Origin of the sequence: Chitinophaga sp. OAE865 (genome assembly GCF_040546735.1) — a bacterium.
Classification (GTDB): domain Bacteria; phylum Bacteroidota; class Bacteroidia; order Chitinophagales; family Chitinophagaceae; genus Chitinophaga; species Chitinophaga polysaccharea_A.
The window spans coordinates 6645056-6667780 of the sequence record NZ_JBEPOF010000001.1; the positions used below are offsets into that span (position 1 = coordinate 6645056).

Annotated in this window: 12 protein-coding genes; 8 read left to right on the top strand and 4 right to left on the bottom strand. The window is 48.3% G+C overall.

The genetic code is table 11. The features are described 5' to 3' along the window. The first annotated feature begins 31 nt into the window (after nt 1–31). Together ABIE50_RS26590 and ABIE50_RS26595 are read left to right on the top strand one after the other, a co-directional pair. Nucleotides 32–835 (top strand): SDR family oxidoreductase, encoded by an 804-nt coding sequence (locus ABIE50_RS26590; protein WP_209865683.1) that lies wholly within the window; start codon nt 32–34, stop codon nt 833–835. Between the two features lie 25 nt (nt 836–860). Continuing rightward, nucleotides 861–1862 carry an NADP-dependent oxidoreductase gene (locus ABIE50_RS26595; RefSeq protein ID WP_209865687.1) on the top strand — a complete coding sequence of 334 codons (1002 nt, stop codon included), beginning with the start codon at nt 861–863 and terminating at the stop codon, nt 1860–1862. An 8-nt stretch (nt 1863–1870) separates the two neighbouring features. On the opposite strand, the gene ABIE50_RS26600 is transcribed toward ABIE50_RS26595, so the two are convergent. Then, the gene (locus tag ABIE50_RS26600; RefSeq protein WP_209865690.1) at nt 1871–2782 is read right to left on the bottom strand and encodes a hypothetical protein; all 912 of its coding nucleotides are present in this window, start codon (nt 2780–2782) and stop codon (nt 1871–1873) included. A 220-nt stretch (nt 2783–3002) separates the two neighbouring features. On the opposite strand from ABIE50_RS26600, the gene ABIE50_RS26605 reads away from it, so the two are divergent. The 6 genes from ABIE50_RS26605 (at nt 3003) to ABIE50_RS26630 (ending at nt 6623) form a co-directional block, all read left to right on the top strand. Beyond that, entirely contained in the window at nt 3003–3212 is a 210-nt protein-coding gene (locus tag ABIE50_RS26605; protein ID WP_209865693.1) for a hypothetical protein, read from the top strand. 300 nt (nt 3213–3512) lie between these two features. Continuing rightward, nucleotides 3513–3914 carry a hypothetical protein gene (locus ABIE50_RS26610; protein ID WP_354028191.1) on the top strand — a complete coding sequence of 134 codons (402 nt, stop codon included), beginning with the start codon at nt 3513–3515 and terminating at the stop codon, nt 3912–3914. 10 nt (nt 3915–3924) lie between these two features. Further along, entirely contained in the window at nt 3925–4491 is a 567-nt protein-coding gene (locus tag ABIE50_RS26615) for a hypothetical protein (RefSeq protein ID WP_209865695.1), read from the top strand. Between the two features lie 10 nt (nt 4492–4501). Then, the gene (locus tag ABIE50_RS26620; protein ID WP_209865698.1) at nt 4502–5494 is read left to right on the top strand and encodes a DUF4407 domain-containing protein; all 993 of its coding nucleotides are present in this window, start codon (nt 4502–4504) and stop codon (nt 5492–5494) included. A 39-nt stretch (nt 5495–5533) separates the two neighbouring features. Further along, nucleotides 5534–5911 (top strand): hypothetical protein, encoded by a 378-nt coding sequence (locus tag ABIE50_RS26625; protein ID WP_354028192.1) that lies wholly within the window; start codon nt 5534–5536, stop codon nt 5909–5911. Between the two features lies 1 nt (nt 5912). Next, nucleotides 5913–6623 (top strand): hypothetical protein, encoded by a 711-nt coding sequence (locus ABIE50_RS26630; protein WP_354028193.1) that lies wholly within the window; start codon nt 5913–5915, stop codon nt 6621–6623. A 77-nt stretch (nt 6624–6700) separates the two neighbouring features. On the opposite strand, the gene ABIE50_RS26635 is transcribed toward ABIE50_RS26630, so the two are convergent. Genes ABIE50_RS26635 through ABIE50_RS26645 form a run of 3 tightly spaced genes read right to left on the bottom strand, consistent with a single transcriptional unit; the run spans nt 6701 to nt 22223 of the window. Further along, the gene (locus ABIE50_RS26635) at nt 6701–8515 is read right to left on the bottom strand and encodes an OmpA family protein (RefSeq protein ID WP_209865705.1); all 1815 of its coding nucleotides are present in this window, start codon (nt 8513–8515) and stop codon (nt 6701–6703) included. Nucleotides 8516–8534: 19 nt separating this feature from the next. Next, the gene (locus tag ABIE50_RS26640; protein ID WP_209865708.1) at nt 8535–9536 is read right to left on the bottom strand and encodes a PorP/SprF family type IX secretion system membrane protein; all 1002 of its coding nucleotides are present in this window, start codon (nt 9534–9536) and stop codon (nt 8535–8537) included. Between the two features lie 39 nt (nt 9537–9575). Then, the gene (locus ABIE50_RS26645; protein WP_209865711.1) at nt 9576–22223 is read right to left on the bottom strand and encodes a Calx-beta domain-containing protein; all 12648 of its coding nucleotides are present in this window, start codon (nt 22221–22223) and stop codon (nt 9576–9578) included. Nucleotides 22224–22725: the final 502 nt, after the last annotated feature.

Sequence of the window (22725 nt, forward strand, 5' to 3'; positions counted from 1 at the left end):
AAATGCAAGTAAAAATACAAAACAACATAAAATGAAACAAACAATTTTAGTAACGGGAGCTTCTTCAGGCTTCGGCCTTCTTATTGCCAACCGCCTGCATGAAAATGGTTACCATGTGATTGGCACCAGCCGCAACCCGGATAAATATAAAGATAAGCTGCCATTTAAATTATTAGCATTGGATATTGCCGACGATCATTCGATTGTATCTTTTGCCAGGCAACTGTTCAGTCAGATCGATCACCTCGATGTGTTGATAAATAATGCAGGGTATTTGGTAAGAGGGCTCGCTGAAGAGACTTCTGTTGAATTGGGGAAACAACAATTTGAAACAAACTTCTGGGGAACGATTAAGCTCACCAATGAACTGCTGCCGTATTTCAGAAAGCAAAAGCAGGGCAAAATAATTACCATTGGCTCTATCCTTGGTTTAATCGGGCTTCCCAATGTTGCTTACTACTCAGCTTCCAAACACGCCCTGGAGGGATATTTCAAATCACTGCGGTTTGAATTAAAGCAATTTAATATCAAAGTAAGTATGGTTGAGCCTATGGGCTTCAAAACCAACATCGGGGAAAATGCAGTTACCTCTCATGGGGAAATTAACGATTACGATATATTCCGGCAAAAAGTCGCAGTGTTCACAAAAAAGGAATTTGATAATGCAGCCGGGCCGGAGCCGGTCATAAATACTGTTCTGAAAATTGTAGATGAAGAAGATCCAAAATTCAATGCTCCTGTGGGCAAAGGCTCCTCCCTTATTCTTACACTGCAACGTTTTGCATACAGCATTTTTGAAAACTCTATTCTGAAAAGAGTTAATGGTGCACTATAATATAACTTAAAACAAGCTTTATAAAATGAAAGCATTTATTATAGATCGTTACGGCAGGAAAGAAAAATTACATATGCAGGAGATTGCGGAACCCGTTATAAAGGAAAATGACGTATTGATCAGGATATATTCCGCCAGCGTGAACTTATTGGATTCAAAGATCAAAAATGGAGAGTTTAAACTTATCCTACCCTACAAAACGCCACTTGTTCTGGGGCACGATGTTGCAGGTGTGATCATAAAAACGGGTGCGAATGTCAGCCGCTTTAAAGCAGGTGATGAGGTGTACGCACGGCCAGCAGATCATCGTATCGGTACTTTTGCCGAGCTGATTGCTGTAGATGAAGCCGACATAGCGCTCAAACCTAAAAAACTTACCATGGAAGAAGCGGCATCTATCCCCCTTGTTGCCCTAACAGCATGGCAGGCGCTTGTTGAAAAAGCAGACCTGAAAAAAGGGCAAAAAGTTTTCATCCAGGCTGGCTCCGGCGGTGTAGGAACTATTGCCATTCAATTGGCTAAATATATCGGCGCTACCGTGGCAACTACAACCGGCACAACAAATGTTGCCTGGGTAAAAGCACTCGGCGCTGATATAGTGATCGATTATAAAAAGGAAGATTTTGAAGCCATCCTGCACGATTATGATGTAGTGCTGAACAGCCAGGATACGAGCACACTCGAAAAGTCACTCCGGGTGCTAAAGCCGGGTGGAAAACTTATCTCTATTTCCGGTCCCCCCGACACCGGTTTTGCCAAAGAGATCGGGCTGGGTTGGCCACTGAAAATGCTCATGGCGCTCCTGAGCCTCGGCATACGCAGGAAAGCAAAACGCAGGGGCGTAGATTATTCCTTCCTCTTTATGCGGGCGGAAGGCAGCCAGTTAAGCAGGATCACTGCGCTTATTGATGCCGGCATCATAAATCCCGTTGTTGATAAGGTCTTCCCATTCGCAAAAACAGAAGAGGCATTGACCTATGTTGAGAGCGGGCGGGCAAAAGGTAAGGTTGTCATCAACATCAGGTAACAGCGCTGCTATTTCCTGATCACACCTGTGAGAATATGCTTCTCTATAATGTAGGGGGTAATTGGTTTCAGCTGGCGACCAAAAACTACCGGATGCTCCCCTCCCGATGTAAAGTATTCTATATTCGTGTTAATTTTAGAATACCAAACCTTTCCTATAGCCTGGTAGGTGATAGTATCGGGCCTGGTAATCTTCCTGAAGCCCTTCAACCTCATGTCATCTAACGCTATGATCATCGTATTGGGTATTTTTTCGTTACAGGGTATAGGCTCGTAATGATCTTCATGCCAATACATACAATCGCCCGAGCCCGGCGTTTTATCTTTCCACCACCACATACTGCCTGTGCCCAGCACCAGCGATAACATAACTGCGGCAGCCAGTGTTTTCGTGGATTTTCTTCCGGTTTTAGGGCTATCACTCTCCTTCTCCCCCGGAACTACCGGGTCCTTTTCAACGCCTCCGGTTAAAGGCGGGCCAACGGTGGTCGTTTCCACACCTCCCGTTTCCGGGGCGGTATTTAACACCGGCCCTGTATCCATATCATCATCACCCGAAATCTCCTTCCCTATTTCCCAGGGCCTGTCACGAAAGTCAATCAGCCATGCCAGTAGCTCAATATTCTTCTCTTCCGTGCTGTCCGACTTCCCTTTCAGGTAATTCACCAGTGGTCTGAACTTATCCGTGTCGCACCGTTGAATGATGGCGTGATAGCTTCTCGATTCGTTTAAATCACCACAGAAATCCCTGATAACCTTTTCATCCCGCCTGCTTACATCTTTGGTACATCTTTTCATACATTCATCTTTGAGCTTCGCAGGTGTGAGATGCATCAGGCCGTGTGGTAACGTATTGTTAGCCTTCTTGCGTTCATACGTGCGCATGACCAGTTGCTGGTAGTCACGAAAAATTGTTGTCATAAATGAGATTGTAGAACTGATTAATCGGAATGAATATTTCCCGCAAGTTAAGTATGGGAACAGACTGCAGAATACGGAAAACCGTATTTAAAAAAAGATGGAAAATATAGATTGGACATCCTTTTTACCAATTAAAAAAGAAAAAAACAGATTACGGTTTCCCGTAAAAAAAGGAGGTTAACGAAATATATTTTTGTTTTTCGAAATTAAAAATAACACTATGAAACAGCTGTATTATGCAAATAATAATGAACAGCCGAATGGCGATCATGAAGTTCACGTCAGCACCTGCTATTACTTTGCCGGAATGCACAACCGCATCTATTTGGGAGAATTTGAAACCTGCCAGGAAGCTATTCGTGAAGCAAAGAAACATCATCAAAAGGCAAATGGTTGTTTAACCTGTTGCAGCACCTGCCATACAAGTTAAACGCTAAACCAGTTGTTCTGTAACCCCTTTCTTTCCCGAATCATCAAGCCATGAAAATCCTATACGCCTGGCTGCTTATAAGTTATATCCACTGTAACCAGGTAACAGTATATATCTGCGACAGCAAAAGTGCTACAAGATATCATTATAATTCAAAATGCCGTGGATTAAGTAATTGTAAGCATCAAATCATCAGTATTAACCTTGAGAAAGCAATGGCAACCAGAACCCTTTGTAAGTGGGAGCAATGAACCGGATGCAATTGTAACTATATTTCAATAAATGCTAACCTGTGTTATTATGACAACTCCAAACGATGTGCCGTACAGATATTTGCAATTTAAGGGAGATCAGTTTTACAGCAGGTATATCCGGGAGGATATTCCTGCTCAATCTCCCCCAGCCAAAACCCCGGAACAGGATTTCCTGAATAGCAAATCCCATGGCAGTTATGGTGCGCTTCTGTTTCATCCCCACTGGAAAATGAAACGAAAGGAGATACTGCACCGCGATATGTATCGCTGTGTACATTGCCATAGCCACAAAGACCTGCAGGTACATCACCGGCAATATCACTTCATAGCAAGCGAGCAAAAATTCCGCCTCCCCTGGGACTACCCCGGTCACCTGCTGATCACGCTTTGCGAATCCTGTCATAATAAAGGACATAATAAATACAAAGTACCAACAATCACCATTTAATAAAATATCTATGAGCTTATTTGATATTTTCAACCGGCAACGCCAAAATGGCCATTCCCACGCCCTGGCGATCGAAAACGCAGTACCCGATATCCCCGAAACTACTTTTATTGAAAAAGAGGCGCCGGAAAAAGAGCAACCTGGCGAAAAAACTGCAGTTCCGTTCAATGGTGGCATCCATCTTCTGTACGATTTTCTCGACAAGAATTATGAATCCAAGGGGTATAACGATGCATTGATAAATCCAGATGCAACTCATCTGAATCAGAATGTGGTTGCGTTGAAAAACGACCTGGAAAGATCTATCAGGAAAGTAAAAACGTTCTACGAAGATTTTATCCGGCAAATCAATTTTCACATCACCAGCAGAAGCAGAAGTGGAATGATAGATACGGTAGAAGAGCTTGTTGTTAAAAAGGAAATTGCCGAGAGCCATATCAGTCAGGTCAAAGAAATCGAAGAGCAGGCAAAGCTAAACGAAGGTGTAGGTCATGGTATTGTTATCAGCTATACCCGCGGATTCAGGAATGGTCTTGCGGCAATTTCAAGTCATATCATCCTTAACAAAAACTTCTAAATCCGGTCTTATGAAACATCTATGGATCCGTTTCGGTTGCTTCATCACCGGGTATAACTACAACATCCTGAAAAACTGCAGTGAAGCTGCTTTTAAATCTGTGAAGAAGTATACTGCCGCTATGCTGATCGTTTGCATCCTGTGGTTTTTTATTGGTTTTACTTTTGCGCACCGTTACCTGTCGCTAAGCATGCCGGGCTGCCTGCTGGCCGGGGCCCTCTCAACTATAATCATTGTACAGGTCGAAAAGCAGATCGTCCTATCCATCCATCCCAGCCGGCTGCTGCTGATTTTCAGGGGTTGCCTGGCTTTCATGATGTCTATCCTGGGCGCGGTGATCATCGATCAGATATTGTTCGAAAAAGATATTGAGACAGAGAAAAATTTTTACATCTCAGAAAAAGTGAACAAGATACTACCCTCGAAAACGGAGGAATTGAGGAAACAGATTACCGCGCTGGATACCGCAATTAGCAAAAAAGAACAGGAGAAAGATAATTACGTGGAAGATATTACTAAACATCCAACTGCAACTGCCACAACTACAACAATGGCAACAAAAAGAATGCCTGTGCAAACAGTAACATCTTCAGGAAAAGATACCATTATCTGGAAAACGATCAGTGATCGCACTGTTGGAACAGTACTGCTGCCGAATCCTAAAATAGCATTACTACCGGCACTTGACTCCATCATTGGGGATATGCGGCAACAAAGAGTTCAAAAGGAAAACGAATTGCTTCATATCAGACCTGCACTTGAAAAAGAAATGAAAGCCAGTACAGGTTTCCTGGATGAGTTAACCATCATGAAGCAGATGTTATCCGCATCGCACGTTGCATTATGCTTCTGGGCCCTGTGGATCCTGTTTTTCCTGTTCATAGAGATGCTGGTGTTATTCAGTAAGTTGGGCGACAGGTCTAACGACTACGAAAAAGTAGTGCTCCATCATATGAACTTACAAATACGACGGCTCGATGCCCTTGGAAAAGGATTTGAATGATAAAATTTCTGACAACATTAATATCAAAAATAAACTCCGATGGATTTTAAAGATGAGATCAAACTCTTCGGCGACAAAGTCGAAAAGCTCAAAAACCAGATTCTGACAGAAGAAGCAACCAAGAATGCTTTTATCATGCCCTTTATTAAAGTACTGGGCTACGATGTATTTGACCCATTTGAAGTAATGCCGGAATTCATTGCGGATATCGGGATCAAGAAGGGTGAGAAAGTGGACTATGCGATCCTGAAAGAAGGCAAGCCTTCCATACTCATCGAATGTAAACACTGGGGAGAAAGCCTGGACCCGCACAATTCCCAGCTTTTCCGCTACTTCCATACAACACGCCGCCAAGTTCGGCCTGTTATCCAACGGGATCATCTACCGGTTTTATACAGATCTTGCAGAACAGAATAAAATGGATGAGAAACCGTTCTTTGAATTTAATGTTACGGATATAAAAGACAACCAGATCGAAGAACTAAAGAAATTCCACAAGTCATACTTCAACCTGGAAAATATTCAAACCACCGCGAGCGAGCTAAAATATATGAATGAGCTCAAAACGCTGATAAACATTGAGTTTCAAAACCCTTCAGAAGGATTGATTAAACTCTTTGCCAAACAGATATACAAGGGTATGTTAACTTCAAAAATGGTTGAGCAGTTCGGCGCTCTTACCAGGAAGTCGATTCAACAATACATTAATGACCTGATCACCGACAGACTTAAATCTGCGCTAAAAAAGGAAAATGAGGCTGAGCCATCTGATCCTGAAAAAGAATTAGCGCCCACAGGTACCGAGGAAAAGAGTGCGGTAATTGAAACTACCGAAGAGGAAAAAGAAGGTTATATGATTGTAAAAACAATTCTCCGCCAATTAATAAAGCCTGCCAGGGTAGCCTACAGGGATGCTCAATCCTATTTTGCCATATTACTGGACGACAATAACCGGAAAACAATATGCAGGCTGTATTTTAATGGTTCGCGAAAATATATAGGCACTTTTGATGAGCAAAAAAAAGAAACAAAGACAGAGATTATGACCCTCGACGACATTTTTAAATTCGAAGAGATACTTCATAAAACTGTTAACTGGTATGATTCAGAAAAAGTACAAGTGAGCTAAACAGCAAAACCACTTTAAATTTATCATGCCTGCATTTCACTTCATTCTCAGCTAAGTGCCGGTATCAATTTCCGATGTTACCATTTCACTTTCAGTTCCGAGCGCCTGTTCTGCTTGTGTTCCTCTTCACGGCAGGGCACTCCATCCTTACAGCCGTTCACCGGTTCGCGTTCGCCCTGGTTGTTGTAATACAGTTTCCTGGGGTCAATGCCTTTATTAACCAGGTAATCTATCACTGCATAACAACGCAGTGCAGAAAGATCCGTATTATACTGGTCAGGTCCGCGGCTGTCAGCAAAGGAAGCGACCATGATCTTCCAGTCTGGATGACGCTTCAGTACCGTGGCTATATGGTCCAGTATCTTGCGTGATTCGGCTAGCAGCGATGCGCTATTATAATCATAGTAGAACTTCAGCTGTTCCAGTTCTTGTTTGTCCTGCTGCTCCTCTGCGGTATGCAGCTTCTCCACAGCATGAGGCTGTTCATCTGTGACGGCGATGGGCGCTGTAGTACGATCTCTTACAGGAGATGAAGGTGTTACATGATTGACCCGGTTAAAGTACCCGGGATCTGTGAAGTAATAGATATCGTCTTTGCCCATGCCTCCCTGTTTATTGGAAGCCAGGTAGCCTTCATAACCATTGCGTTTTAAGATGAGCCCTATATCGTCTGCACCGGAGTTGAAAGGCACTTTCATGTTCTCCGGTATTCCCCAGGCGGCCCGCTCTCCTTTTACGCGGTAAATATCATAACCGCCCATGCCTGCATAACCTTTGCTGGAGAAGTACAGAATACCTTCTTCATTGACAGTGGGAAAGGTTTCTGCCGCCACTGTGTTGATCTTATCACCGCAGTTGACCGGTGCGCCCCAGGTACCATCGGCCTGCTTTTCACAATACCAGAGGTCTGTGCTTCCATAGCCTCCTGGGCGGTCAGATACAAAGTACAGCACATTACCGCCGCTGTTCAGTACTGCATGACTGGAAGAGTAACCCGCGAGATTGATGCCCGGTATAAGCGTGAGCTGCTCCCATTTGCCATTCTTCTTTACAGATTGATAGATCTGTAACTGGCGTACGCCATTTGCCGGGCCTTTGCTGGTAACCGGTATATCGTTGCCCTGTATATTAATAGTGGCGTAAAGCGTATCTTCTGTTCTATTCAGAGATACAGGGCCAATGTGATAGTCATAATCACCCAACAGGGACGGTGTCAGCTCCCGTAGGTACATACTGGTATTGCCCTGGCTGTACTGCTGGTAGGCATATGCTTTATAATAAGGCTGCTCCGTGCGCTTATCGGTGCGGGGATTAGATTCTGAGCGCCCGTTCAACGACAGCGAACGATACCCGTTAGACATCAGCAGCAGGCCTTTATCCATCACTCCGCTCACAAGATCAGAACCCTGAGTGTTCAGCTCTTTAAGAGGTTGGATCTGTATGTTAGCAGGTTGTTTTTTCCATAAAACTGCACTATCACAGCTTTGCATGGCAATATCCTTCAGTTTGAGGCTGTCTGCATTGGAGGTGGAGAACAGGGCGTATTGCTGCTTTGCAATATCATACTGTTCCAGCTGGCGCAGCACTTCTCCGTAGGCGAAATACGCTGACGCAGGCCGATCCGGTCTTGCGATGATCTGCTGATAGTAACCGGCTGCCTCTTTGAAGTTGCCGATCTCCTGGTAGCTGCGCGCCATCTTCATCCACTGGTCTACCGGCATCTTATCTCCTTTGGCGCGCGCTATCCGTTTATAGAGCGCAGCCGCTACGGCATATTCCTGCCTTACATAGGCTTCCCCGGCTGACTGTTGAACGGTTTTCTGTTCCTGGCTGTACGAGCTGGAAGTGATCAGTATTGACAGCAGGACGACAATTATTGTGCGACGTATCATACGCAAAAGAGCTAAGAGTTTAAAAATATCGGGGGTTCTGTACGGCAAACCTTTTAGATGGGAGTAAAAAGCCCAGCGATATTTCATGCGAGCCTCCCTGATAGCCTGCCATTTTATTGATGCTCAGATCATAAGAGTATCCAATGCGCAGTTGTGCTGTAGCATAGAACTCTACCATGACACTGGCGGCATCCAGTTCGCTCAAATCAGCCGGAAGATTATTTTTGCTCCATAGTTTAACGTTCGTGCGATAAGAACCACCTACCCAGAGCTTCTCTCCTATCAGAAGGAAAGCATTGATGTCTACATTGGTAGGTCCTTTAAAATCTTCCTTGATCAGGATGGAGGGTTTGAGCTGAAAATTTTCACCCAGCGGGAACATGGCCCCTGTGGTTACATACAGATGCTGGGTTTTACGGATGGTGGAATAGTTATTGCCTTTCCATGTATAACGCGAAGCATCGGTATAGAGTGAGAACAGATCCATGATGGAGGCTCCTGCGTAAAAGCGGGGGCTAAAGTAATAGATACCGAAACGTGCATCCGGCACCCAAACGCTCTTCTTCCCCAAAGGCAACGCCACATCATCATTATCAGTATACTGCAACGCATTCCCATCTATAGAATACTGGGTAACCCCGCCACCGATACCGAGGCATAACCGGCGCGTACCTTCATCATCCAATGGTATCCGGTATGAATAGGATCCATATAGCGACAAAGCATCCTGCGGCCCCAGCTTATCAAACAGCATTTGCACCCCCAGCCCCACCTTGTTGTCACTGGAGGGCGTGACCCCGTCCAGGGATATCCCGCCGGTGCGGGGCGCACCGGGAAAGCCGGCCCACTGGTGCCGGTAGGTGGCATTCAGGTACAGGTCTTCCTTATACCCTGCATATGCCGGGTTAACACTTAACCCGTTGAACACATACTGACTGAACTGTATATTCTGTTGCGCTATCGCGCGGCTTCCTATGATGAGCAGCAAGACCATAATGCCTGCGTTGCGTAGTGTTTGCATCTTTTTCACTTTTAAGATCAGCAGTTAATAAGGTGTCAATTATCTTATGATGGTTACCCAGCCTTTATACTTTTTGATACCATCGGGTTTCTTCACTTCCAGGATATAGAAATAGGTTCCTTCATTCAGATCCGAACCGTTCCAGTCATTATTGTAATTTTTAGACTGGTACACTCCTCCGCCCCATCGGTTGAAGATATAGAGCGCCGAGCCAGGGTATTTTTCCAGCCCGCCGATAATGAACTTCTCGTTCTTGCCATCTCCGTTCGGAGTGAAAACGTTCGGGAATGAAACATCAGAGCCCTCTATTGCCACACTTAATACTGCCTTATTATTGGTAAGGTCGGCGTCTGTAGTTCCACTCGTTGCAACGGCGCCTGTCACCATCTGGCCGCCTTCTGTTATCCTGCAGGTTACCTCCAGGTATACAGTGGCGCCGGGCGCAATGTCTCCGATCGTCCATATCACTTTCCTGTCTGCCGCAGATACTGACACCGCTCCTCTTTCCGCCGAAGTGCGTGCAGGAACCGCCAGCTGCAGCGGTAGTGAATCTGTTACCACTACGCCGGTTGCCAGGCCCGCACCAATATTAGCTACCCTGATACGGTATGTGATATCCTGTCCCAGCCGGTAAGGTCCTGTTGCCGGTTGCACGATCTCTTTGGTTATCATCAGGTCACCGCTTTCGATATCCTCGCTGGTGATTGTTACTTCCGCCTGGCCGGCCGCTCCCACGGTGTAGGTATAACCGGCAGACTCACCACCGGTGATGCGGAGTATTACTGTCTCCGGAGATTCTACGCTGCTATCATCGATCACTTGTACCGGAACAGTAACCGAGCTTGCGTCGGCCGGTATCGTAACTGACCCTGTAAGCGTCGTATAGTCGGCGCCGGGAGTTGCTGTACCGCTGATGGTATAATGAACAGTAAGTGCTTCTGCAGTCCGTTTACCACCTGCAAGGCTGATCGTGAAAGCGCCGTTTGTGGCAGGTTCCGCAGCAGCAGGTGTAGTGGCCGCTACCTGCAGGTTGAGGTTCGTGTTGTCATCATCCGCAATATTCACCGTTGCACTGCTGGCAGCGCCTATGGTAAAGTTGATGCCGGAAGAAGATGCACCTGTAAGATTCATGATCACTGTTTCAACAGGTTCTATCAGGTCATCATCCAGTGCATGCACCGGCACGCTAACGCTGTTGCTGCCTGCCGGGATCACCACAGTACCAGTCAGGGTCGTGTAGTCCGAACCCGCAGTGGCAGTACCGCTGATAGTATAGGTAACGGTAATATCCGCAACCGGCACCTTACCTCCTGCTACGCTGATAGTAAACGCGCCGTTCGTTCCGTTTTCTGCCGCAGCAGGTATACCCGCGCTAACTATTACATCTGCATTGTTGTCATCATCCTTAATGACCACCGTGCCACTGGTACCTGCTGTGAAGACTAGCCCGGTAGCATCGCTGCCACCCGTAATAGCCAGGACCGCTGTTTCATCCCCTTCTATAATCTTGTCATCTGTTACGGCCACCGGTATACTGATGCCATTCTGGCCTGCCGGTATCAACACGCTACCAGTCAGATTCGTATAATCAGTACCGTTAGTTCCGGTACCGGAGATAGAGTAATTCACTGTAATATCAACTGATGAAGTGATATTGTTGGGCAGGTTGATATTGAAGCTGCCATCAGTACCTGGTTCCGCCGCGTCCCCTCCCTTGCTTGCATTCAGCACAAGGTTGGCGGGTATTGCATCATCATCCATGATGTTCACCGTAGCATTGCCGGTACCGGTGAAGGTAAGGCTGCCGGATGTGCCGCCATTGAGGGTGAGTATCACTGTTTCAGGCGATTCGATCACCTGGTCATTTATTGCGGTAACCGGAACGGATATACTGGTTTGACCAGCCGGAATCACAGCGGTACCGCTGAGGGCCGTGTAATCCGTGCCTGCATTTGCTGTGCCGCTGATGGTGTAATTCACGGTTATGGCTTCAGAAGAAGTGATACCACCCGGCAGGCTGATAGTAAAGCTGCCGTTGGCACCTGATTCGAATGCATCGCCGCCTTTGCTGACTGTCAGCTGAAGATTGGCTGGCACTGTGCTTTCATCATCTGCAATATCCACTGTTGCACTGCCTGTACCCGTAAAGGTATAGCTGGCGCTGCTGCCACCTGCCAGCGTCATGATCACGGTTTCTGTTCCTTCGATCACCTGGTCGTTAACAATCGTCACGGGAACGGTTACACTATTTTGTCCCGCAGGAATTGTAACGGCTGCGGTGATGGCGGCGTAGTCATCGCCTGCAGTAGCAGTACCACTGACAGTATAATTCACCGTTACATCTTCGGCAGAGGATATGCCTGCCGGCAGGCTGATAGTGAAGCTGCCGTTGGTGCCCGGTTCTGCGCCATCAGCGCCTTTGCTGACAGTGAGTAACAGGTTGGTGGTATTGTCATTGTCTGCAATATCCAATGTCGCATTGCCTGTTCCGGTGAAGGTGAAGCTGGCGGAACTGCCGCCGGTGATCGTCATTCTTACTGTTTCTGTCACTTCTATCGTCTGATCATCGGTTACGGTAACGGGAACGCTTACACTGTTCTGGCCTGCGGGGATCACCACGCTGCCGCTCAGTGCTGTGTAATCCGAGCCAGCGGTAGCTGTGCCGTCTATCGTGTAATTCACTGTTATATCTTCAGCAGCCTGAATGCCTGTAGGCAAACTAACCGTAAAGCTGCCGTTGGTACCCGGTTCCGATGCATCCCCTCCTTTGGCTACATTCAGCACAAGGTTGGCGGATGTCGCATCATCATCCACGATGTTCACCACAGCGTTGCCGGTACCAGTGAAGATTAAGCTGCCGGATGTACCGCCATTGAGGGTGAGTATTACTGTTTCAGGCGATTCGATCACCTGGTCATTTATTGCGGTAACCGGAACGGATATACTGGTTTGACCAGCCGGGATCACAGCGGTACCGCTGAGGGTCGCGTAATCCGTGCCTGCATTTGCTGTGCCGCTGATGGTGTAATTCACGGTTATAGCTTCAGCTGCCGTAATACCCGCAGGCAGGCTGATAGTAAAGCTGCCATTGGCACCTGATTCGAAGGCATCGCCGCCTTTGCTGACTGTCAGCTGAAGATTGGCTGGCACTGTGCTTTCATCGTCTGTGATGTTCACTATGGCATTGCCCGTGCCTGCGAAGGTAAAGTTTGCGCTGGCGCCACCGGTGAGGGTGGCTATTACTGTTTCTGTTGATTCAAGAATATTATCGTTCGTCACGGTAACAGGAAGGCTCACGCTGTTCTGGCCTGCAGGAATAGTTACGGTGCCTGTAAGGGTGGTATAGTCCACGCCCGCTGTAGCGTTACCTGATATCATATAATTAACAGTGATATCCTCTGGCACCGTCACGCCTGCAGGAAGACCGATGCTGAAGCTACCGTTAGTGCCAGGTTCTGCTGCATCCGTGGCTTTCTTGATGCTGAGCACCAGGTTTTCCGGTACATTGTCATCGTCCGCAATATCCAGCGTTGCGTTGCTGCCGGCAGTAAAAGTGAAACTGGTGCTGCTGCCGCCGGTAACCCCAATCGTTATTGTTTCTGTGTTCTCGATCAACTGATCATCTATTACTGTCAACAACACATCTACGCTGTTACTTCCTGCGGGGATCACTGCTACGCCGGATAGCGAGCTATAATCCTGGTTGCTAATGGCCGTACCGGTGATGGTATAATTAACCGTGATATCTTCCGGTGCAGTCAAACCTGCCGGCAGTGCGATATTAAATGCTCCATTAGTGGAGGGTTCTGCTGCATCGGTAGTTTTTGTCACATTCAGCACCCGGTTAGCCGGAATATTGTCGTCGTCTGTAACATGAACCAGTGCGCTGCCGGTTCCGGTGAAAGTAAAGCTGGCGCTGTTACCGCCGTTAAGTGATACGACCACGGTCTCCGGGTTTTCTATCAGCTGGTCATCTATTATAGCTACCGGAATGCTCACGCTGCTCCGCCCTGGCAAAATAACCGCTGTACCCGTGAACGCAACGTAGTCTGTGCCTGCAGTGGCCGTGCCTGCCACTGTGTAGTTCACTGTAATGGCTTCAGTTGCCGTAATACCCGCAGGAAGGCTGATGGTAAAGCTGCCGTCTGTGCCAGGTTCCTCCGCATCACCGCTATTGGCAATGCTTAAAGCCAGGTTGGCCGGCGTAGTGCTTTCGTCGTCTGCAATATCTACTGTTGCACTGCCTGTACCCGTAAAGGTATAGCTGGCGCTGCTGCCACCTGCCAGCGTCATGATCACGGTTTCTGTTCCTTCGATCACCTGGTCGTTAACAATGGTCACGGGAACGGTTACACTATTTTGTCCCGCAGGGATTGTAACGGCTGCGGTGATGGCGGCGTAGTCATCGCCCGCAGTAGCAGTACCACTGACAGTATAATTCACCGTTACATCTTCGGCAGAGGATATGCCTGCCGGCAGGCTGATAGTGAAGCTGCCGTTGGCGCCGGGTTCTGCGCCATCAGCACCTTTGCTGACAGCGAGTAACAGGCTGGTGGTATTGTCATTGTCTGCAATATCCAATGTTGCATCGCCTGTACCAGTGAAGGTAAAGCTGGCAGAGCTGCCGCCGGTGACCGTCAGTCTTACTGTTTCTGTCACTTCTATCGTCTGATCATCGGTTACGATAACGGGAACGCTTACACTGTTCTGGCCTGCGGGGATCACCACGCTGCCGCTCAGTGCTGTGTAATCCGTGCCTGCGGTAGCAGTGCCGTCTATCGTGTAATTCACTGTTATATCTTCAGCAGCCTGAATGCCTGTAGGCAAACTAACCGTAAAGCTGCCGTTGGTGCCCGGCTCTGCTGCGTCAGCACCTTTAGTACTGGTGAGGATACGGTTGGCGGCTGTATTATCATCATCATTGATCACTACGGTACCGCTGCCGTTGGTCGTACTGGGTACGAGCGTAAAGCTGGCGGAAGTCGCGCCTGATATTGTCAGCATTACGGTCTCAGCGGGTTCCAGGATGGCGTCATCTGTTACGCTGACTATTACAGGTACGCTGGTTTGCCCGGCGGGTATTACTACCGTACCACTCAGAGCGCTATAATCGCTGCCGGCTGTAGCGGTGCCGCCAACTGTATAAGCTACAGTGATATCTTCTGAAGCGGTATAGCCAAAAGGCAGGCTTACCGTAATTGCTCCGTTGGCGCCTGGTTCTGAGGCATCGGTCGTAGTCGTTACGCTTACAATAAGGTTGCTTCCAACGTTATCATTATCCAGGATGTCCACGGTTGCTTCGCCGTCTGTGCTGCTGGCAGTGAATGCCATACCGGCGGAAGCGCCGTCTGTGATCTTTAATACTACAGTTTCGGTGGTTTCTATCAATTGGTCGTCTATCACCGGAACATCTACCGTTATGCCGTTCTGCCCGGCCGGGATCACCACTGAAGCGCCAATGTCTGTATAATCGGTACCTGCAATGGCTGTTCCGCTCACGGTATAATTCACGGTAATGTCGTCTGCAGCAATTACACCTGCAGGCAGGCTAATGGTGAACGTACCTTTGGTAGCGGTTTCCGCCGCGTCGGTCGTTTTTTCCACGCTTAATACGCGGTTGGCCGGCACATCATCATTGTCCAGAATGTCGGCTGTAGCCGTACCTTCTGAGGGATCAGGGGTAAAGGTAAAGCTGCTGGATGAAGCGCTGGTGATGGTAACGATAATGTTTTCCGTACCTTCTATGATCGCGTCGTCTACAATGTTACCTACAACGGCAGTACCTGAACCACCCGCTGAAATTATTGCTGTGCCGCTGAAATGTGCCGGAGTGATACCATTATAATCCGTGCCTTTTACAGCGGTACCTGTAACCGTATAATTAATCGTTACCGGCTCTGAAGAAACCACTGTTCCCGATGGGAACCCGAAATCAAACCTGACAGAAGTACCATCTTCTGTACCATCACGATTTTTCACCACTCTTACCATACGGTTGGCCGGTATATTGTCATCGTCTGTGATATCAGCTGTGGCCTGGAACGATGTAACATCACGGGTGTAGCTAAAGCTATTGCCATCGGTGCCTGCAGTAGCATTCAGCGTGAGGATGGCAGTTTCCGTATTTTCAATGATCTTGTCATCTGTTACAGCCAGCGGGATGGTCACACTGTTCTGGTAGGCAGGCAGGGTTACCGTTGTTACCTGGTAATCCGTATTACGGATAGCGGTGCCGCTCATCACATAACTGAATGTAATATCCGAACCGGCGGTGTAACCTGCTGGCAGGCTAACAGTGTAACTGCCCTGTGTAGCGGGTTCGGCTGCATCAGATGTCTTTACCACTTTCAGTACCTGGTTGGCGCTGGTAGCGTCGTTATCGGCTATGTTTACTGTGATGCTTCCGTTCGCGGGGTCTGGCGGGAAGATGAAGGCATTTCCTCCTCCATAGGTTCCGCCCGAGAGCAGTTTAAAGGTCATTGTTTCGGTAGGCTCTATCACCTGGTCGTCCAGCACATTGAGATTCACGGTGACGCTGTTGGCGTTGGCCGGGATGGTGATCGTTCCAATATTTTGATAATCTACGCCTGACGTAGCAGTGCCGGAAAGGGTGTAGCCAATGGTAACCGGCCATGCAGATGTAGCAACACCTGCCAGTTTCACGGTGAAGGTACCAGGCACTGAAGGCTCCGCAGCATTGGTGCCGGCAATTACCTGCACTGGTGTGCTGCTGGCGGCGTTGGCATCAATGATGTTTACAGTACCGCCGTTACTGGAAGGATCAATAACGAAAGGATGGCTGGTAGAAGTAGCGCCTGTGAGTGTGAGCACCACATTCTCAGGTCCTTCTACCACGCCGTCATTTGTGGCGTCAATATCAACAAATACTTCATTGGCCCCTGCCGGTATTACAATATTACCGCCGCTGAGCCCAAGTATGTTATAATCTGTGCCGCTCGTTGCACTACCGGCAACACTGAAGCTTACCGTCACATCTTCCGCACTGGTAACACCTGGTTGAAGCGAAACGCGGAATTGCCCTTTGGTATCACCCTCTATGGCATCGGATACTTTTGTGAACAGCACGATGTTGCTGTTACCTGCAAAATCATTGTCTGCAATATTGATAGTTGCGCTAGCGTCTGTAGTGCTCAGGGTATAAGTAACGCTGGCTGATGTAGCGGCAGACAAGGTGGCTATAACCGTTTCGGTGCCTTCTATCACCAGGTTGTCAATAACAGTAACCGCAACGTCTGTACCGTTTGTTCCGGCGGCTATAGTGGCAGTGCCTGATAATGTACTATAGTCTGATCCGGGAGTAGCAGTGCCCGTTACATTGTACGTGACTGTGATATTCTCTGAAGCCATCACGCCTGTGGGAAGGCTAATACGGAATCCACCGGATGTAGCTGGTTCCGCTGCATCGCCGGTTTTGGAGATGCTCAGCACACGATTGGCTGTCGTGTTATCATCGTCCGCAATATTCACCGTGGCGCTGCCAGCCGTAGTACTTGCCGCGAATGCGAAGCTGGCCGAAGTGCCATTGTTTATTGTCAGGATCACTGTTTCATCTGCCTCCACGAGGGCATCGTCCGTAACAGTAACAGGTACCACCACGCTGTTCTGGCCCGCGGGGATCACTGCAGTGCCGGAAATGGTAGTATAATCGGTGCCGTTCAATGCAGTACCGCTTATGGTATAATTCACAGTAACCGGCTCTGTAACGGTAATGGTTGCCGGCAGGCTGATCGTGAACGAGCTGTTGGTAGATGGTTCCGCGGCATTGCCATTGGCCGTAACGCTAAGTGTGCGGTTAGCGACTGTATTATCATTGTCATTGAGAGGCAGGGTAGCGCTGCTCTGTGTGGCCGCCGGTGTAAAATTGCCAAGCGTGGCCGTAGTGCCACCCGTGATCGTTACAACAATGTTTTCAGTTCCTTCTATGATCTTATCGTCTATTGTATTCAACAGGAATTCAGCATAATCCTGACCCGCTGGCATAACAACGGTGCCGCTCAGCGTATTATAGTCTGTGCCGTTGAGCGCAGTACCGCCCAGCGTATAGCTAATGGTTATGTCCTCGGAAGTCTTTACCCCTGCCGACAATCTCATCCGGATCAGGGCCGGGAAAGGACCTTCGGTAACGGAACTTGAGGTGACTACCGTCAACACTCTGCTGGCAGTGGTATTATCGTCATCCGCTATATTTACAATGGCATTGCCATTGGTCGTACTGAGGGTATATGTATAATTGCTGCTTGTGGCGCCGCTCAACGTCACCTGAACGGTTTCTGTTGGCTCAATGAAATAATCGTCGGTAACGGTTACCGGCAGGGCAACACTATTTTGTCCTGCAATGATGGTAGCAGTACCACTTAATGGTGCATAGTCTGATGCGCCGGCGGTGCCGCCAACGGTATAATTGACCGTGATGTTCTCAGCAGCCATTACGCCCGCCGGCAGGCTGATGGTAAAACCACCATTGGAGGAACCTTCCTGTGCATCGGCTGTTTTAGAAACGGACAGCACACGTTTGGCGGGTGTGAACCCGTCTACTGTAACGGTTACTTTACGTGCTGAATCACAACCCTGTGGGCTGGTAACAGTATAAATGATGTCGGCAACGCCGGCGGTTACGCCGGACACTACACCGGTATTGCTTACCGTGGCGATGGCTGTATTGCTACTGCTCCATACGCCGCCGGGTGTAGTATTGCTCAGGGTAGTGGTGCCGCCCTGGAATACTTTCTGCGTACCGGTGATATTATTTACCGCGGGTATTGCATTTACCGTAACGGTGGCTGTCTGGCTGGCACTGCAACCGTTGCTGTTAGTAACAGTATAAGTGATGGTGGCGGTGCCGGGCGTAACGCCGGTCACTACCCCGCTGGCATTCACTGTGGCAATGGCCGCATCGCTGGTGCTCCAGGTGCCGCCGGCGGTAGTGCTCTGCAATGTGGTGGTTTTTCTTTCACATACAGCGGTGGTGCCCGTAACCGGGTTTACCGTTACGGTGCTCTTAGTGATGACAATGGCATCTGAAATGGAGCAGCCGTCAGGATATTTTACGGTTACGCTGTAAGTACCTCCATTGGTAACAGACAGCGTTTTACCAGTGCTGCCACCAGTCCACAGGTAAGTAGCGGAAGGGCCGGCAAAAAAACCATCTGTGTTCAACACGATGGGAAACCCTTCGGCGCAAACTGTACGGTCAGGGCCGAGGCCGGTGATGGTAGCAGAATTGTCATATGGTGAAATATCCCAGTTCACATTGCCACCAAGGTCAACGGAATGTTCCCTTGCCTTGAAGGGCGTAACACCTGCCGCGGTTATGCGGTTCAGGCGGATATAATCGAAATCTACCGTACCGCTGGTTTTGGTGACCGTAGCGTTCGCAGTTGTTGATGAGCTGATGATCTGCGTGGGACTACAGGGTGAGCCGCTGCCATACCATGCCTCGGCGATGGTGGTATTGGTGCCTGCCGCGAACGTGTAGATCTTGCCGGGAGCGAATATCAGCGTATCAATGATATTGCCGGTGGCCTGGATGGCTCCTCTTCCCCTAAACTCCAGCCTGTTGATGATATTGTTGCCGCGGATCCACGCCTGGGAAGCGGTGCTGGTATTACTGAACAACAGGTTGTCTATAGTGGCGTTGCCGATATCCATGTTGGTATCCCCAGCGCCCGTCATCTCAACTTTGTTATATACCCCCTTGTTGACCCTGAATATATCACCGACTATCGTGGAGCCGGCAGCCTGCACAGCAGTGCTGGCGCCTAAAGCATGCCATCCGCCGTTGATGGTGGCATTGGTAATATTTAAATTGACCGGATTCTCGGGTGTACTGGCGCTATTATCCGAGATCCAGTCCATGGTTATTGTACGGCCGCTGAGATCGAGACCACCGCCGCGTACTTCCATGTTCGTATTCGCATTGATATAGTTATCGGTGAGTGTTACCTTAGCGCCATTCGATTTAAAGATGGCAAAATCGAAATTGCCCAGCCCGGCGCCATTGGAAGTAATAGTACTGTTGGTCGTGCCGGTAAAAAGCACCACGGGTCTTTGCGCGGCGGAAATGGGCGTACTCATCGTGACAACTGGGTTCATTACGAGGTTGCCCCAGATCTCCAGGTTAAAGGAGGGATTTTTAGTAAATGTAGGGGCGAAAGCGGCTCCTGTCCAGTCCATATTGCGGCAGTAAGCATTGCCCTGGTTGATCGTTACGGCGCTACTGCCGCTGCTGAAGCTGCTTGCGTTGAAAAACACATCATTGGACACTGTAGGAATACATGCTCCACCCGATCCCCCACTGGTAGTGCTCCAATGCGCCGCGTCGTTCCAGTCGCCGGAACCTCCTACCCAATAGCGGGCGCCGCCGGAAGTAGCGGTGAAATTAAAGCCGGAATTGCCGCCTGCATCCGCGCCGGTTACCGTAACGGGTACACCCGTGCCAGTTGCGGCCATATTTTCCAGCAGCACATTCTGTATATCTTTAGTCGAAGACGGCCCGAAATTGAGCGTAGTACCTGCTCCAAGACCTCTCATTTCTCCCAAGCCGGAACAATCCGGGTTGTTGTACCGGAAAATGCCGTTGATTGTTTGGGTATTCCTGAAATTATAATTGCGGGACGGGGCCAGCAACAAGTTTGTAATGGTATTGTTCCCCCGTATCTCCGCTGCTCCTTTCAATTCGAGTGTACCAATGGTATTACCACCGCTAATCGCAATCATACCGAAAACGAGGCCGGTATTGGTAAATAACAGGTCAGTTATATTGGCGTTAACAATGCTTATATTATTGCCAACTCCGTCAATCTGCACTTTCGGATAAGTGAGGCCATTGGTAACGAACCGGGATTTTGCAATGATAAAAGATCCAGCTCCGTTGTTCACCCAGGTATTGTTACTGGAATTAGTCAGCCATTCATACTCCAACGTGATCGTTGAATTGGAAATATCCAAAGTTCTGACGCCACTGGTTTCAGTACTAAGCTGGGAAATATGCATTGTACGGTTAGGCAGCAGCAACTTACCGGAATTGTGGAAGATCCGGAATCCGGTATGAGTAATATTGTCCGCTAAAGTTATTCCTCCATTAGTGCCGGTTCTTTCAACGCGGAAAACAGGACTACCCAGATTGAAGCCGTTGGCGGTCAATGTACCGGCTTCCGTTCCTTTAAAGGACAAATTGCCATACATGGTAAGCGTAGGATCCAGCGCGAGGGAGCCGTATATATAGAGGAAGGCTCCACGGTTGTCAAATACCGGGGAACCTGTAAGATTGGTCCAGGTCATATTATGGCACCAGGCAGTACCAGTAGTAGCAGTAACCGTATTGTTGCCCGCTGTGAAGCCGCTGTTAGCATCAAATATAACATTATCGCCGGTGAACGGCACGCAATAACCACCAGCGCCGCCGCTGGAGGATGACCAGTGGCCCTTATCATTCCAGTCTCCGGCGCCGCCCACCCAATACAATGTAGTACCTGTTGAGCGCGGCTGGAAATCCCAGCCTGTATTGCCGCCGCCATCTGCGCCGGTTACCGTAATAGGAAGCGTGACGCTACCTGCCGCGGCCAGGTTGGTCATTAATACATTTCTTATATCTACCGTTGCACCGGGGGCGAAGGTAATAGTAGCGCCGGCACCATAACCAAGTATCTGCGACAGGGCGTTACAATCCGGTGTGTTAGCATGCAGGGATCCAGTGATCGTATTATTGCCTACAAATGAAAATCCCGGATTGCTTGGTGCAATGTAAAGGTCTTTAATAGTGTTTCCGCCACCCGCAATCGAGCCCCCGCTTTTATACTCAAGCCGGTCTATCGTATTGCCTGCACCGATCCGCACAGTTTGAGAAGGAGATAGCGTGCTCGTAAACGTGAGCTCGCCAAATGTGGTATTATTGATCACCATCGAGGCATTGCCCGCGGCAGTCACGTCCACTTTAGGAAAACTGAAGCGGTCCGAAAAGAACCGCTGTGCAGTGATGGTGGAATTTGTTGTATTGATAGTGTTATTAGTGCCTCTATAGTCCCAGGTATCCCTCAGAATTATCGTAGCATTACTTATATCCAGGTTTCTTGTGTTAGTGTTGTTACCGGCAAAATCGGTTATTGTGTGCGTAAAATCAGACATATCAAGGGTGCCGGCCGTCAGGGTGACTGTAGTAACCACTAACGCATCCGGAATACCATCCAAAAGGGTAAGGGAAGACCCCGGTTTATTGACCGAAATCGGATTATACCATCCTGCAGCAGGATACCTGCCCGCTCCATTCATTTTCAAAGTCGCCGCACTGCTACCCACAAAGTTTAACCCCTGCGTACCATAATAAACGGAAGCTGCCAGCTCCACGCTACCATAAATGTATAATGGCTGGCCCCGATTAATTAGCCTTGCGGTAACAGTTATCCCTGTCCAGGTCATGTTACGGCAGTAGGCCGGGCTTGAAGTAGGTAGATCTACGTTAGTGGTATTGGTAAACCCGCTATTGGCATCGAAATGCACATCATCGTTCAGGTTGGGAACAATAGACTGATTGGGAACCCCACCCGAGGTGGTAGACCAGTGGTTAAGATCACTCCACGAACCGGCGCCTCCTACCCAATAAAAGTCAGTGGCAAAAGCACGGGAAAATAACAACATCAACAGGATAGAGAACGATATAAATTTTCTCATTATATACAGGATATGAATATGGCAATGAAATCACTATCGCCGGCGTCGCAGCGAAAGAGGAACGTGTTAATTCTCAAAGTTTATAACAGGAATGTAAAAGTTATCACATAGGAATAGTTTTACGGAACAATCTTTATAGTCATGCCGTCAAATCTAAACGAAAAGCATCAAACCACTTGTAGCTATACTACTACAATGATGTAGTGATATTCTACAATTTAGATCCTATAATATTCTACAGAGTGAATTATGTGATACTCTACAGTATTTTAAATCTATTTGTATATAAGTGCAAGTATATCTAAAGTTGTATGCTGACTTTTATCAGGAAACCACTTTCATCAGTCCTGCTTTATAACTTTCACGCAGGAGTTATAGACGTTGAATTTCTTCAACGCACGAAACGCTAAACAAGACGACTGTAAAGTTGTGGCATACCTTGCGAAAAATATGCGATAGCATTTAGAGGCAAATACCATCCCATGTATTTCGTCGGATAAAT

Coding starts and splice junctions, on each gene's coding strand:
- ABIE50_RS26645 (WP_209865711.1), bottom strand. CDS start 22,223: ATGAGAAAATTTATATCGTTCTCTATCCTGTTGATGTTGTTATTTTCC.
- ABIE50_RS26605 (WP_209865693.1), top strand. CDS start 3,003: ATGAAACAGCTGTATTATGCAAATAATAATGAACAGCCGAATGGCGAT.
- ABIE50_RS26640 (WP_209865708.1), bottom strand. CDS start 9,536: ATGCAAACACTACGCAACGCAGGCATTATGGTCTTGCTGCTCATCATA.
- ABIE50_RS26610 (WP_354028191.1), top strand. CDS start 3,513: ATGACAACTCCAAACGATGTGCCGTACAGATATTTGCAATTTAAGGGA.
- ABIE50_RS26590 (WP_209865683.1), top strand. CDS start 32: ATGAAACAAACAATTTTAGTAACGGGAGCTTCTTCAGGCTTCGGCCTT.
- ABIE50_RS26600 (WP_209865690.1), bottom strand. CDS start 2,782: ATGACAACAATTTTTCGTGACTACCAGCAACTGGTCATGCGCACGTAT.
- ABIE50_RS26615 (WP_209865695.1), top strand. CDS start 3,925: ATGAGCTTATTTGATATTTTCAACCGGCAACGCCAAAATGGCCATTCC.
- ABIE50_RS26625 (WP_354028192.1), top strand. CDS start 5,534: ATGGATTTTAAAGATGAGATCAAACTCTTCGGCGACAAAGTCGAAAAG.
- ABIE50_RS26635 (WP_209865705.1), bottom strand. CDS start 8,515: ATGATACGTCGCACAATAATTGTCGTCCTGCTGTCAATACTGATCACT.
- ABIE50_RS26630 (WP_354028193.1), top strand. CDS start 5,913: ATGGATGAGAAACCGTTCTTTGAATTTAATGTTACGGATATAAAAGAC.
- ABIE50_RS26595 (WP_209865687.1), top strand. CDS start 861: ATGAAAGCATTTATTATAGATCGTTACGGCAGGAAAGAAAAATTACAT.
- ABIE50_RS26620 (WP_209865698.1), top strand. CDS start 4,502: ATGAAACATCTATGGATCCGTTTCGGTTGCTTCATCACCGGGTATAAC.